Raw genomic sequence first — 13,778 nt, 5'->3', positions numbered from 1 at the left:
GCGTGGGCTTCCCGCTCACTGACTCGCTCAGCTGTTGGCGGCGAGGCCGACAGGGGTTTTCTGGAACTCGACGAAGCCAGGCAGCGCCTCGATGCGACGCAACCACGCATTGACGTTCGGGTAGAACGACAGGTCGACATTGCCTTCCGGCGCACGTGCGATGTAGCTGTACAGCGCGACGTCGGCAATCGTCGGGTGAGCTTGCGCGATGTACTCGCGCCCGGCCAGCTCTTCGTCGATCAGCTTGAGGATGCGATGCGCGCGGGCAATCAGTTCTTCGGCGTTGTATTTTGCGCCGAATACGGTGATGAGTCGCGCGGCGGCCGGGCCGAAGGCGATCTCGCCAGCGGCCACGGACAGCCAGCGCTGCACGGCGGCTTCCTGCGCGGGCGCTTGCGGCAGCCAGTCGGTCTTGCCGAACTTGCGGGCGATGTACACCAGAATCGCGTTGGAGTCGGAGATCGCGGTGTCGCCGTCGACCAGAACGGGCACCTGGCCGAAGCGGTTGAGCTTCAGGAATTCGGCGGATTTGTGTTCGGCGGCGGCGAGATCGACCTGAATCGACTGGTGCTCGATGCCCAGCAGCGAGAGGAACAGGCGGGCGCGGTGCGAGTGGCCGGACAGCGGGTGGTAGTAGAGCTTCATGGCGGTTTCCTTTGGTCAGAGGTGACTGGGACATCCCGATCACTTGATGCAAAGTCTAGGGACGCTGCCTTCGCAGCAGAATCCCTCGCCAGGTCAATTGATACTTCTCGAAACGAGAACGGTGCTCGTGCGCCGGGAACGGCCGCCCGGCGTCGCAGTCAGGCGGCGTTCATCCGGGCCGCCTGGCTGCCAGCGTCCACGCCTTACGCACCGAGCTTGAAGAACCCAACCGTCGCGTTCAGATCCTTGCCTTGGGTGCTGAGCGATTCGGACGTGGCGGCAATCTCTTCCACCAGCGCTGCGTTCTGCTGGGTCGACTGATCCATCAGCGACACCGCCTGATTCACTTCGCCGATCGCGCGGCTTTGCTCGCGTGCCGAATCCGCGATTTCGCTGGTAATGGTGGCGAGGTTGGACACGGCATCCGTCAGTTCGGCGATCGTCTTGCCCGCGAGATTGACCTGTTCGGCACCCGCCTCGACATTGCCGACAGAAGCCTCGAGCAGCGCCTTGATCTCTTTTGCCGCGCTGGTCGAACGTTGGGCCAGGTTGCGCACTTCGGCCGCGACGACGGCAAAGCCGCGTCCGCTCTCGCCCGCGCGCGCCGACTCGACAGCGGCGTTCAACGCCAGGATGTTGGTCTGGAACGCGATGCCCTCGATCATCCCGACAATGCCGACAATACGCCCCGATTGCTCGACAGCCGTGTTCATCGTCTTCGCCGCGCCCGCGACGGCCTCGTTGCCGCGCCGCGCGGCATCCACGGCGCCCGCCGCGACGGCGTTGGCCGTCATCGCCTGATCGGCGGTGCCGCGCACGGTGCCCGCCAGTTCTTCCATGCTGGCGGCCGTTTGCTGGATCGACGCGGCCTGTTGCTCGGTTCTCGACGACAGGTCGAGATTGCCCGCCGACACTTCACCCGCAGCGAGCTCGAGGTGACGGCTGTTCGTCCTCACCTTGAGCAGCACGCCATGCAGTTTTTCGACGAATGCGTTGAACTGCTTCGCGAGATGGCCGACTTCGTCGTTGCTGAGTTGCGGCAACCGCCGCGTCATGTCGCCGTCGCCGGAGGCGATTTCGTGCATCGAGTTGGCGAGATTGCGAATCGGACCGGTCATTCTGCGGCCCAACGCAACCATGATGAGCACGGCGACCACGAGCACCAGCAGCCCCGTCGCGATCAGCGTCCACGTAAGCCGGTTGGCGGCCGCCATCATTTCCGATTCAGGCACGAGCGCGTAGTACTTCCAGCCGTTCTTGGGCGACGTGTAGATGAACGACTGATAGTCGACGCCGTCCATCTGGATGCGAACGAGCCCGTCGCTGCCATTGGACAGCTGTTCGTATCCGCCGCCCAGGCCCTTCAGTTCCTTGAACTCGTGTTTCTTCTCACGCGGATCGATCAGAATTTTTCCGCTGCTGTCCGTCACGAGCAGATAGCCGGTCTTGCCGAACTGGATGCCGCTGGTGAGCCGTGCGAAGTCGTCGAGCGAGATGTCGCCTTCGAGCACGCCGAGAATCTCGTCCTTGCCGTCCTTCACGACGCGCGCGAACGGAATGATCGCGCCGCCGGAACCGGCCGCGCTCAGATAGGGCGCGGGCCGCACGACGCGCTCGGGCGCCGTCATCGCAAGCTGGTACCACGGCCTGACACGCGGGTCGTAGTGCTCGCCGTTCAGGCTTTCGATCGGCCATTGCACGTAGCCGCCCCAATGCGTGCCGATGTCGAGATAGCGCATGTTGGGATGCGTATCGCCGAACTGCTTGAGCAACGCGAAGATCGACTTCTCGATTTCGCCGTTCTTGTCCGGCGTCATCTGGCCGCCGTGGTTCAGATAATCGGTGATGCTCTGGTCAGCGGCTTTCAGTTGCGCCGTTTGCGTCAGATACGTGAGGTTCTGTTCGACCTCCCTGAAACTCACATCGAGCGATTCGTCGGCCTGGACGATTCTGGCGTGACTGGACTGCTCGAACTCGTCGACCGCCTGATGACGTACGTTCAACGCGCCGACTGTAGTGAGAAGTAGAACCGTGACTGCGAGCGCGGCGCCCGATGCCGCGCTGAACTTGAATGCGATCGAATCCGTAAGCTTCAAAATGACCTCTGCCCAATGACGAACCACTATCCGATATCGACCCGCGGTGCGCTAAAGACGAAGCAATGCGCATCGTTGATTACGTTGGTTGTCGGCCGATATCGGGGCGGCTTGAGCGGAACGTACGCTGGATTCGATAATTTTTTTCAGCGGCTATTTCATGGCTTGTTTCATGTCGCATCGCGTGGGAATCGTGTCGCGATTTCGATGTCCGGGAGGCGGCAAACGGTTTAAAAGGCTGCACTCGTCTCTTGCAGAAAAGGCGTGATATTGCGCATCGCGCGCGCAACGTACTCGTCCTTTTCGCCCACAGGCGCGACGTAATGCATCGCGCTCGCGACGGCATCCACGCCTTCGAGTCGCGCAATGACCCACGCCGCCAGATACTGGGAAGCTAGACATCCGCCCGCGGTCGCGACGTTGCCTCGCGCGACGAACGGTTGATTAAGCACGTCCACGCCGGCTTCCTCGACCCACGGCTTCGTGGTCAGGTCCGTGCAGGCGGGCACGCCATCGAGCAGTCCGAGCTTCGCCAGCACGAGTGTGCCGGAGCACTGCGCGCCGAGCAGTTGGCGCGACGGGTCGAATTGCATCTGCGCCATCAACGTCTGATCGGCAACGACGTTGCGCGTCATCACGCCACTGCCGACAATCACTGCATCGGCAGCATTCGCCTCGTGCAGCGCGATCTGCCCTTCTATCACCAGGCCGTTCATCGATTTCACGCGTGCCTGCGGCGTCGCAAGCGACACACGCCAGCCCGGCTTCCTGATGCGGTTGAGTATGCCGAGCGCAATCAACGAATCGAGTTCGTTGAAGCCTTCGAAAGTGAGAATCGCGATGTGCATGATGTCTGCCCGCCGATGAATGTGGTACGACGATGCTATGCGCAGATACCATTACAATCAAATAATTGTCATGGATACATCTGCGCATGGCTCAGCCCCGGTACAAGGAACTCGTCGACACGCTCGCCGCGGATATCCGCTCGGGACGCCTGCGCGCCGGCGCGCGCCTGCCGACGCATCGTCAGCTCGCGTCCACGCACGGCCTCGCGCTCGTCACGGCGACGCGTGTCTACGCCGAACTCGCGGCGATGGGACTCGTCAGCGGAGAGACGGGACGCGGTACGTTCGTGCGGGAAATCTCGCTGCCGCCCAGACAGGGCATCGATCAGTTCGCGCTGGCGGCGGGCATGGTCGACCTCAATTTCAACTATCCGGCGCTGCCGGGCCAGGCGGATCTGTTGCGCGGCGCGTTGCGCCAGCTTGCTGCGTCCGGCGATCTGGAAAGCCTGCTTCGCTATCAGCCGCATGGCGGACGCCAGCATGAACGCGCGGCCGTCGCGCGTCATCTCGCATGCAGGGGGCTCGACGTCGGCTGGGAGCAGGTGTCGCTCGTGAACGGCGCGCAAGCAGGCCTGGCTGCAACCGTCATGGCGCTGCTGGGCCCTGGCGACGTGGTCGCAGTGGACACGCTGACCTATCCGGGGTTCAAGGTGCTGGCCGAGGCCTGTCGGCTCGAACTGGCTCCGATACCCGCGGACGGTCAAGGGTTCGATCTCGACGCGCTCGAACGCTTGTGCAGGACTCGACGCGTGCGCGCCGTGTACGTGATGCCGACGCTGCACAATCCGCTCGGTTGGGTGACGGGTGCGCAATGGCGCAGGCAACTTGTGTCGATTGCGCGCCGGCACGGGCTGTTGATTATCGAAGACGCCGCGTACGCGTTCTTGGCGGGCAAACCGCCTGCGCCGCTCGCCGCGCTCGCGCCGGAAACGACCGTGTACGTGTCCGGTCTTTCGAAGAACGTCGCTACCGGATTGCGCGTGGGTTTTGTCGCGGCCTCGGTTGAATCGATGAAGGCCATCGAGCGGATCATCAGGGCGACGACGTGGAATACGCCCGGCGTGATGACGTCGATCGCGTGCGCGTGGCTCGACGACGGCACCGTCAAGCGGCTCGAAGCGGAGAAGCGCCGCGACGCGAAGGTCCGGCAAGCCATGGCCGCCGGGATTCTCGCGGGCCTGAATTGCGTTCGTCACCCGTCGTCGTATTTCGTCTGGTTGCCGTTGTCGGAAGACGTGCGTGCCGATCAGGTTGCTGCGGCGCTCATGCGCGAGCGCATTTCGGTGTCGACGGCCGAACCGTACGCGACTTCGCACCATGTGCCGCATGCGGTGCGCCTCGCGTTGGGTTCCGTCGAACTCGATGTGCTGCGCGAATCGCTGGAAACGGTCAGGCGCGTGATTAGCAGTTACGCGTATTAAAGGCGGCGTTTGCGCTTCAGAGGCATGTTGCAGCGGGGCTTCGCATCCCCTCGCGTATGATGGAAATCCGATTTTTGCCCAACGTCCGTGGAAGACACCATGCTCGATCCCATCAACAGTTTGCTCGCGCTGTGCGGCGTGTTGCTGCTCAGCGTTGCCAGCCCGGGGCCTAACTTCGTGATCGTCACATCGACGGCGGTTGCGTCGCGACGTGCTGGCGTATCGACGGGTCTGGGGCTGGCGGCTGCGTCGGGCACTTGGGCGTTGATAGCGATCGCGGGCCTGAGCCTGATCGTCACGCACGTGGCCTGGATCGAGACGACCTTGCGGATTGCGGGTGCGGCCTATCTGATCTGGCTCGGCGCGAAGATGATCGTGACTGCCCGCCAACCTTTGTCCGCGCCTGCACGGACCGCCGGGTCGGGTTGGGCTGCCGCGAAACGCGGCTATTTCGTGAGCATGACGAACCCCAAATCGGTCGCGTTCTACGGCAGCATATTTGCCGTGATGGTGCCTGCTCACGCCACACTATCGTTCGATATCGCTGTCGTCGCGCTGTCGATCGGCATATCGTGCGTGTGGTACTGCGCGATGGCGCTGCTGGCGTCTCATCCCGCCATTCGCGGCTTCATGGTCCGGCGCAAAGCCGTGATCGATACGACGGCGGGCGTGCTGTTGATTGGGCTCGGTGGAAGGATGCTGGCGGGGCGCTGACGTTATGCACGTTCACGCATTAGCGCCAGACGTTTCTTCTCAGCGTGAGCGCGCTTGGCACGACTCGCAGAAGTGCGCTTTACACGCGAAATTACCACCTGAAGAAACCAATGCGGGACTTCGGTAGCCGCCATCCTTAAAGTACGAATGGCGGCGCGCCGACACCCCATGCATCAACGGAAATTGGTCCGCACGAGGTCGACGATTTCGTCGCCGCGGCCATTCAGAATGGCGCGCATCATGTACAGACTAAAACCCTTGGCCTGTTCGAGCTCGATCTTGGGCGGCATCGCGAGTTCCTGTTTCGCCGTCACGACATCGACGACGGCCGGGCCGTCGTGCGCGAAGGCTTCCTTCAACGCTCCGGCCACCTGTTCCGAATCTTCGACGCGAATGCTGAAGATGCCTGCGCCTTTCGCAATCGCTGCAAATTCGGTTTTGCTCAGATCGACGTTCGTGTCGAGATAGCCGCTCGCTTTCAGTTCCATCGAAACGAAACCCAGCACGCTATTGTTGAACACCACGACCTTGATTGGCAGCCCGAGCTGGCGCGCGGTCAGCAGATCGCCGAGCAGCATCGACAGGCCGCCGTCACCCGAAAGCGACACGACCTGACGGCCCGGATGCGCGCCCTGCGCACCGAGCGCCTGCGGCATCGCATTCGCCATCGACCCATGATTGAACGATCCGTGCAATTGACGCTTGCCGTTCATCGTCAGATAACGCGCGGACCACACGGTTGGCGTGCCGACGTCGGCGGTGAAGATGGCATCTTCGCTGGCGATTTCGTCGATCATGCGCGCAAGGTACTGCGGATGCACCGGCCTGCCTGCGGGCGCAGGCGTCGCGAGCTCGTCGAGGCTCTTGCGCGCGGCGGCGTAATGCTTGCGCGCCGTGTCGATGAAGACACGGTCCTGCTTGCGCTGAAGTTTGGGCAGTGTCGCCGCGATCGTCTCCTTGACCGTTCCGACCAGACCCAGCGTCAGCGGCGCACGATGACCGAGTTGCGAGCCCTTCCAGTCGATCTGCACGATCTTCGCGTGCGGCGGGTAGAACGGACGATACGGAAAATCGCAGCCAAGTAGCAGCAGCGTGTCGCACGACATCATCGCGTGATAGCCCGAGCTGAAACCGATCAGCCCCGTCATGCCGACGTCGAATGGGTTGTCGTACTCGACGAACTGCTTGCCACGCAACGCATGCACGACAGGCGCGCCGAGCGTATCGGCAAGCGCCACGACTTCGTCGTGTGCACCCTGTGTGCCGCTGCCGCACATGATCGTGACGGCATCCGACGTATTGAGCAGGGTCGCAAGGCGCTCCAGATCGGCTTCGGCGGGCACGATGCGCGGCGGCGCGCTTTCCGTCCACGTCGGCAATTCGTCGGGGCCGTCGCCCAAGGCGACGTCGCCAGGCAACACGATCACCGCCACGCCGCGCTCCTCGATGGCCGTACGCATTGCGCGCGCGAGGACACGCGGAAACTGCGCAGCCGACGACACGAGCTCCACGTAATGGCTGCACTCCTTGAACAACTCCTGCGGATGCGTTTCCTGAAAGTAGCCGAGGCCGATCTCCGTCGATGGAATGTGTGCGGCGATCGCGAGCACGGGCTGGTGATTGCGATGACAGTCGAACAGACCATTGATCAGATGCAGGTTGCCCGGACCGCAACTGCCCGCGCACACGGCGAGCCGGCCCGTGGATGCGGCATCGGCGCCCGCCGCGAATGCAGCGGACTCTTCGTGGCGCGTATGCATCCAGCGGATGCCGCCGACCTTGTCGAGTGCGTAGGCAAGACCGTTCAGGCTGTCGCCCGTCACGCCCCAGATGCGTTCGACGCCCGCTGTCGCGAGCGTTTGGGCCAGGTAAGCTGCAATGGTGTTTGCTGACATATAAATCTCCGTTGACCAGTCATCGCGAATGTCGCAGTTTCTGCGGAGCCCATGAAAGCAGGGCGCCACGGTAGCTACGCAAGGTACTGGTACGACGGATACCGCGTTTCGCAAAACGCACGCACCGTGCGAATTGGCACGTACAGGTTCAGCGCGGGTCAGCGGCCCTGAGTGTCCAGAGTCGTCTTGAGGCGTGTCACGCCCACGAGGCACTCGACGCGCGGCGTCGGTGGGTTGTCGTGGATAGAGGACCGTTCGTCAGTCGTTGGTGCCCGTGAGCGCCGGGTAGTCCGTGAGCCCTCGAGCGCCGCCGCCGAACAGTGTGTCGCGTTCATGCACGGCAAGATCGGCCCCGCTGCGCAGGCGCTGCGGCAGATCGGGATTCGCAACGAAAGGGCGGCCGAATGCAATGAGGTCCGCCCAACCTGCGGCGATGGCCTCGCGCGCGCGATCCGCCGTATATTTGCCCGCATAGATCAACGCGCCTGGATAGGCTTGCCGGATGCGCTGCTTGAATTCGACGGGCATATGCGGCGCATCGTCCCAATCGGCTTCCGCGATATGGATATACGCAACGCCGATTTCACCGAGCAGCTTCGCGGCTGCGAGGTAGGTCGTTTCGGGGTCTGCGTCGACGCATCCGTTGAGGGTGGTCAGCGGCGCGAGACGGATGCCGACGCGCTGCGCGTCACCCGTGCCGTCGATCAGCGCACGCGTGACTTCGTCCAGAAACCGCAGGCGATTTTTCAGCGAGCCGCCGTATTCGTCCGTGCGGTGGTTCGCTTCGGAATCGATGAACTGATTGACGAGATAGCCGTTGGCCGCATGCAGTTCGACGCCGTCGAAGCCTGCGAGCATCGCGTTGCCGGCCGCCTCCCGATACTGCACGACCACGTCGGCGATTTCCGCCGTGCTCAGCGCGCGCGGCGCCGATGCCTGCACGAAGCCCGGCACGTTGCTGCCGTCTGCGCCGGCGATGAACACGTTGACGCCCTTCGCCTGTAGCGCGGAAGACGACACGGGCTGTTCACCGCCGAGCAGGCTCGTATGGCTCAACCGGCCGACATGCCACAGCTGCGCGAAGATGCGTCCGCCCGCTTCGTGGACCGCCTTCGTGACTTTGCGCCAGCCGTCTATCTGCGCCTGCGTGTGAATGCCGGGCGTCCAAGCATAGCCCTTTGCCAGCGGCGAAATGTAGGTGCCTTCGCTGACGATCAGACCGGCGCTGGCGCGCTGCGCATAGTAGGCAGCCATCAGATCGTTGGCTTCGTCGCCGGGCTGGCTGGCGCGCGAGCGTGTCATCGGCGGCATCACGATCCGGTTGGAAAGGGTGAGCGCGCCGAGCGCGAGGGGTTCGAAAAGCGGGTCGTTCTTCATGATGCGATTCCTTGCGTCGCTCACGGCAGGTTCGCCGCGAGCGTGGTTTTTCGTTAGTCCCACACAGGCGCGAGACCGCCAGGGCTGACTTCGCGGCCGTTGCGTTCGAGTGCGGCGATCTGCGCCATGTCGTCGGCAGTAAGCGGCAGTTGTTGCGCGAGCAGGTTGCTGGCGAGGTTCTCGCGCTTCGTCGATGACGGAATCACCGAATAGCCCAGTTGCAGCGCCCAGGCGAGCGCGACTTGCGCCGGCGTGGCGTCGTGCCGTTTGGCGATCGCGCCGATAACCGGGTCCTTCAGCACCTTGCCGTAAGCGAGCGTCATGTAGGACGTGACATGAATGCCCTGTTCGCCGAGAAATTCGACGAGCTTGCGGTTCTGCAGATACGGACTCAGCTCGATCTGATTGGTTGCGATGTTGTCTTTGCCGACCACCGCAATGGCCTGCTTCGTCAGCTCGATGTTGAAGTTCGAAACACCGATCTGTCGCGTGAGTCCTTGCGTCTTCGCATCCGCGAGCGCGCTCATGAATTCCTCGAGCGGGACGCCGTTTTCCGGCGCGGGCCAATGGATCAACGTCAGGTCGACGCGATCGGTGCGCAGCTTCGTCAGGCTCTCTTTAAGGCTCGCAACGAGCTTGTTGCGCGAGTAGTTGTCGACCCAGATCTTCGTGGTCAGGAACAGCTCGTCGCGCGCAACCCCCGAAGCGGCGATCGCTTCGCCGACTTCCGCTTCATTGCCGTAGATCTGTGCGGTGTCGATGGTGCGATAGCCCAGTTCGAGGCCGTTGCGCACCGAATCGATGACGACCTGGCCTTGCAGCCGGAACGTGCCGAGACCAAATGCCGGAATGTGACTCATGGTGATACCCCTTGATTGATAGATTCGCCAGGCGATGAACAAGCTTCATTCTGGCCCGTTCGATTCATTCGAAAAACCGCTCGAAACGCGAAAGAAATTTGATTTTCGATCAAGAGTACAGACCTGCCGTACCCCGTGCGATTCGACTCAAGTTCAATGCGTCGCCGCGACGGCTTCGGCCGTGTGCTCGGCGAGTCCCGCGCGGCGGTCGAGGCGGCCGCTCCACGCCGTCAAGCCGAACGCCAGCATGGTCACGGCAGCGGCGATCCACGGCGTGTGGCCCAGCCCGAGGTGCGCGACGATCACGCCGCCCAGCGACGATCCGCCCGCCACGCCGAGGTTGAACGCGGCGATGTTGAAGCCCGACGCGACATCCGTTGCTTGCGGCGCGAACTGCTGCGCCTGCTTGACCACGTAGACCTGCAGGCCGGGCACGTTGCCGAACGCGACGGCACCCCATGCAAGCATGGTCAGCACGGCGAGCCACGCGTTGTGCGACGTGAACGTGAACACCAGCAGCACTGCGGCGAGCAGAAGGAAAATCCGCTTCAATGCCTTCACAGGTCCTTGCGCGTCGGCGAGCTTGCCGCCCCACACGTTGCCGGCCGCGACGGAAACGCCATACGCGACGAGCACCATGCTGACCTGCGACGGCGTGAATCCCGCGATCTGTTCGAGAATCGGCGCCATGAACGTGAACGCGATCAGCGAGCCGCCATAGCCGACAGCCGTCATCGCATACACCAGCAACAGACGCGGATGAACGATCACGCGAGCCTGCTGGCCGAGCGACGCCGGACGCTTGTGCGGCAGGTTGTTCGGCATGAAGAACAACGCGCCGAGCATCGCGACCAGGCCGAACAGCGCGACGACGAGAAACGTCGCGCGCCAGCCGAAATGCTGACCGATGAACGTGCCAAGCGGAATGCCCGCGACGAATGCGACGGTCATGCCGCTGAACATCGTGGCAATCGCGCTGGCTGATTTGTCTTTCGGCACGAGCGTGGTCGCGATGATCGAGCCGACCGAGAAGAACACGCCGTGCGCGAGCCCCGTCAGAATGCGCGCCACCACAAGCGATTCATACGACGGGGCGCGCCACGCGACCAGATTGCCGATCGTGAAGAGCGCCATCAACGCGATCAACAAGGTTTTGCGCGGCACGCGTCCGGTCAGGGCGGTCAGCAGCGGCGCGCCGATGGCGACGCTCAGCGCATACAGGCTGACGAGCAGACCCGCGGAGGGGAGCGTGACGCCGAGATCGGCGGCGATGGTCGGGATGAGTCCGACGATGACGAACTCGGTCGTCCCGATTGCGAAGGCGCTGAGCGTCAGCGCGAAGAGGGCAAGTGGCATGGTCGTCTACCAGAAAGCATGATTGAAAGGCTTTAACGGATGGACGAAGTGTGCCCGCTTTACTTTTGCAGAAAAACTAGTCTATAAAGGAAACACTTTTGATTTCAGATCAAGTATGAAAGTTACTCTCGACGAACTGCAAACCTTCGCGACCGTGGTCGACACGGGCTCGATCACGGCTGCTGCCGAACAACTGGAGCAGACCGTTTCCGGCGCGAGCCGGACCCTGGCGCGGCTCGAGGAAAAGCTGCAAACCACGCTGCTGCGGCGGACCACGCGGCGCCTCGAACTGACGGAAGAGGGCAAGGCCTTTCTGCAAAACGCGCGCGAGATCATCGGTGCGGTCGAGAACGCCGAAGAGCAACTCGCGGCGCGCCGCGAGCGGCCATCCGGACGCTTGCGCGTCGATGCCGCCACGCCGTTCATGCTGCATGTGATCGTGCCGCTCGTCGCGGGTTATCGCGCGCGCTATCCGCAGGTCGAACTGGAACTGAACAGCAACGAAGGCATCATCGATCTGCTCGAACGCCGCACCGATGTCGCGATCCGGATCGGACGGCTCAAGGATTCGACGCTGCATAGCCGGCCCGTGGGCAGCAGTCGCATACGGGTGCTGGCGACGCCGGCGTATCTGAAGGCGCATGGTCATCCCAAACGCGTGGACGACCTCGCGAAGCACTCGCTGCTGGGATTTACGCAGCCCGAGTCGCTCAACGTCTGGCCGCTGATCGGGCCGGACAACGAGTTGTACCGGATCGAGCCGGCCATCGCATCGTCGAGCGGCGAAACGCTGCGGCAACTGGCGCTGGAGGGCGCGGGCATTGTTTGCCTGTCCGATTTCATGACGGGCCGCGACCGTCGCGAAGGCCGGCTCGTCCAGCTTTTTGCGCGGCAGACGCAGGACGTGCGGCAGCCGATCAATGCCGTCTACTATCGCAACACGGCGATATCGGCGCGCATCGCTTCGTTCGTCGATTATCTGGCCGAGGCGGCAAAGGCGACGGAGTTCGCGCGCTAGCTCTGCTGGCGGTCACTGCTTTCCCTCTCTGCGAAATCCCTTCTCGCTTCACCGCTTATTGTTGTCGTGCAGGCAACATGGTGAACGCGTTCGCGGTGCTTCTGGCGTTCGATCTCCAAACCTACAATCCGTCTCGACGATGGTCGCATGAGCAATGTCTCCAACGTCGATCGGGCGCGTTCGCCGATGCTTTCCGCAAGCGTTGCCGCGCCGGTCGTCGACTTCGCAACTTTCTAAACGAAGGCAATTTCATGTCGCAGAAGATCCTGATTGTGGGTGCCGGTTTTGCCGGCGTATGGGGCGCGCTAGGCGCTGCTCGCGTGCTCGACGGCGCAGGCGTCAGAAGCAGCGACGTTGAGATCACGTTGATTTCGCCGAAGCCCGAACTGCAGATCCGCCCTCGTATGTATGAAGCCGAGCCGCACAAGATGGCTGCGCCGCTGCTGCCGCTGCTTGATGCCATTGGCGTGAAATATGTCGAAGGCAGCGTCGATGCAATTTCGGTTCAGGACAGGACGGTGAGCGTCGTGTCTGCGAACGGGCAAATCCGCTCGCTCGCGTATGACCGTCTGCTGCTGACGAGCGGCAGTCAACTCAGCAGGCCGCCTGTGCCGGGTCTGGAGCACGCGTTCTCGGTGGACCGTATCGAGGATGCAGTGGAACTCGATAACCATCTCGACAAGCTGGCGAAGCAGCCCGCTTCACCAGCCCGCAATACGGTTGCCGTGGTGGGCTGCGGCTTTACGGGCATCGAGGTGGCAACGGAACTGCCGAAGCGTCTGCGCGAGAAGTTCGGCGCGGACGCGGCGATTCGCGTCGTGGTGATCGGCACGCAAGATGCAATCGGTCCCGATCTCGGGCCGAATCCCCGCCCGTTCGTCGCCGAGGCGTTTGAATCGCTCGGCGTCGAGGCGCTGCTGGGTTCGGGCGTGGTGTCCGTCGATGCCGGCGGCGTTCGCACGGCGTCGGGCCAACGCATCGAAGCGGGCACGGTGATCTGGGCGGGCGGCATGCGCGCGAGCCCGCTGGCCGCGCAGGTGTCGTCGAATCTCGATCCGCTCGGCCGCGTCGAAGTGGCGCCGGATTTGCGCGTGCCCGAAGCGCCCAATGTATTCGTTGCGGGTGACGTCGCGAAGGCATCGACAGACGACAGCGGCCGCTACGCGCTGATGTCCTGTCAGCACGCCATCGTCATGGGCCAGTTCGGCGGACACAACGTCGCTGCGGATCTGCTCGGCGTGCCGACGCTGACGTATCGACAGCCGTTCTACGCCACGTGCGTCGATCTCGGCGAATGGGGCGCGGTCTATTCGGAAGGCTGGGATCGACAGATCAAGCTGACGCACGCCGAAGGGAAGGCGCGCAAGCAGATGATCAACACGCAATGGATCTATCCGCCGGCGCCGAATCGCGCAGAGGCATTGGCAGCGGGTAATCCGCAAGCGTCTTTCGGCTAAGCCGTTTGGTGCCGCCCGAGCCGCAGTGGCGAGGGCGGCGAACGCGTGTTGCACGCGGCTTCGTTGCGGAACATCCCGTGCGCGGCGCATG

General features: G+C 63.1%; 11 protein-coding genes. 4 read left to right on the top strand and 7 right to left on the bottom strand.

Features of this window, described 5'->3' with window-relative positions; genetic code table 11:
- Window positions 1-27: 27 nt before the first annotated feature.
- The 3 genes from C2L66_RS37985 to C2L66_RS37975 form a co-directional block, all read right to left on the bottom strand.
- Window positions 28-645, bottom strand: coding sequence for a glutathione S-transferase family protein (locus C2L66_RS37985; RefSeq protein WP_054931260.1), 618 nt, complete (start codon window positions 643-645; stop codon window positions 28-30).
- A gap of 203 nt (window positions 646-848) precedes the next feature.
- Entirely contained in the window at window positions 849-2,741 is a 1,893-nt protein-coding gene (locus tag C2L66_RS37980) for a methyl-accepting chemotaxis protein (protein ID WP_060609316.1), read from the bottom strand.
- Between the two features lie 230 nt (window positions 2,742-2,971).
- Complete coding sequence (locus tag C2L66_RS37975) at window positions 2,972-3,589, bottom strand: DJ-1/PfpI family protein (RefSeq protein ID WP_060609312.1); 618 nt, start codon at window positions 3,587-3,589, stop codon at window positions 2,972-2,974.
- A gap of 86 nt (window positions 3,590-3,675) precedes the next feature.
- Between C2L66_RS37975 and C2L66_RS37970 the strand changes: the two genes are divergently transcribed.
- Together C2L66_RS37970 and C2L66_RS37965 are read left to right on the top strand one after the other, a co-directional pair.
- Complete coding sequence (locus tag C2L66_RS37970) at window positions 3,676-5,010, top strand: aminotransferase-like domain-containing protein (protein WP_060609309.1); 1,335 nt, start codon at window positions 3,676-3,678, stop codon at window positions 5,008-5,010.
- Between the two features lie 99 nt (window positions 5,011-5,109).
- Window positions 5,110-5,724 carry a LysE family translocator gene (locus C2L66_RS37965; protein WP_060609306.1) on the top strand — a complete coding sequence of 205 codons (615 nt, stop codon included), beginning with the start codon at window positions 5,110-5,112 and terminating at the stop codon, window positions 5,722-5,724.
- 173 nt (window positions 5,725-5,897) lie between these two features.
- On the opposite strand, the gene poxB is transcribed toward C2L66_RS37965, so the two are convergent.
- The 4 genes from poxB to C2L66_RS37945 form a co-directional block, all read right to left on the bottom strand.
- Window positions 5,898-7,619, bottom strand: coding sequence for a ubiquinone-dependent pyruvate dehydrogenase (gene poxB / locus C2L66_RS37960; protein ID WP_060609303.1), 1,722 nt, complete (start codon window positions 7,617-7,619; stop codon window positions 5,898-5,900).
- Window positions 7,620-7,877: 258 nt separating this feature from the next.
- Window positions 7,878-8,996, bottom strand: coding sequence for an alkene reductase (locus tag C2L66_RS37955; protein ID WP_060609301.1), 1,119 nt, complete (start codon window positions 8,994-8,996; stop codon window positions 7,878-7,880).
- A 53-nt stretch (window positions 8,997-9,049) separates the two neighbouring features.
- The gene (dkgB, locus tag C2L66_RS37950; RefSeq protein ID WP_060609298.1) at window positions 9,050-9,856 is read right to left on the bottom strand and encodes a 2,5-didehydrogluconate reductase DkgB; all 807 of its coding nucleotides are present in this window, start codon (window positions 9,854-9,856) and stop codon (window positions 9,050-9,052) included.
- A 153-nt stretch (window positions 9,857-10,009) separates the two neighbouring features.
- Window positions 10,010-11,212 carry an MFS transporter gene (locus C2L66_RS37945; protein WP_054931252.1) on the bottom strand — a complete coding sequence of 401 codons (1,203 nt, stop codon included), beginning with the start codon at window positions 11,210-11,212 and terminating at the stop codon, window positions 10,010-10,012.
- A 115-nt stretch (window positions 11,213-11,327) separates the two neighbouring features.
- On the opposite strand from C2L66_RS37945, the gene C2L66_RS37940 reads away from it, so the two are divergent.
- Window positions 11,328-12,230: a LysR family transcriptional regulator gene (locus tag C2L66_RS37940; protein WP_060609295.1), complete on the top strand. Its 903-nt coding sequence runs from the start codon at window positions 11,328-11,330 to the stop codon at window positions 12,228-12,230.
- A 251-nt stretch (window positions 12,231-12,481) separates the two neighbouring features.
- Entirely contained in the window at window positions 12,482-13,687 is a 1,206-nt protein-coding gene (locus tag C2L66_RS37935; RefSeq protein WP_054931362.1) for an NAD(P)/FAD-dependent oxidoreductase, read from the top strand.
- Window positions 13,688-13,778 lie beyond the last annotated feature (91 nt).

The organism is Paraburkholderia caribensis (genome assembly GCF_002902945.1).
GTDB classification, from domain to species: Bacteria; Pseudomonadota; Gammaproteobacteria; order Burkholderiales; family Burkholderiaceae; genus Paraburkholderia; species Paraburkholderia caribensis.
The sequence above is the reverse complement of the archived record's forward strand: the minus strand, read 5'-3'. Positions and strand labels throughout refer to the sequence as shown.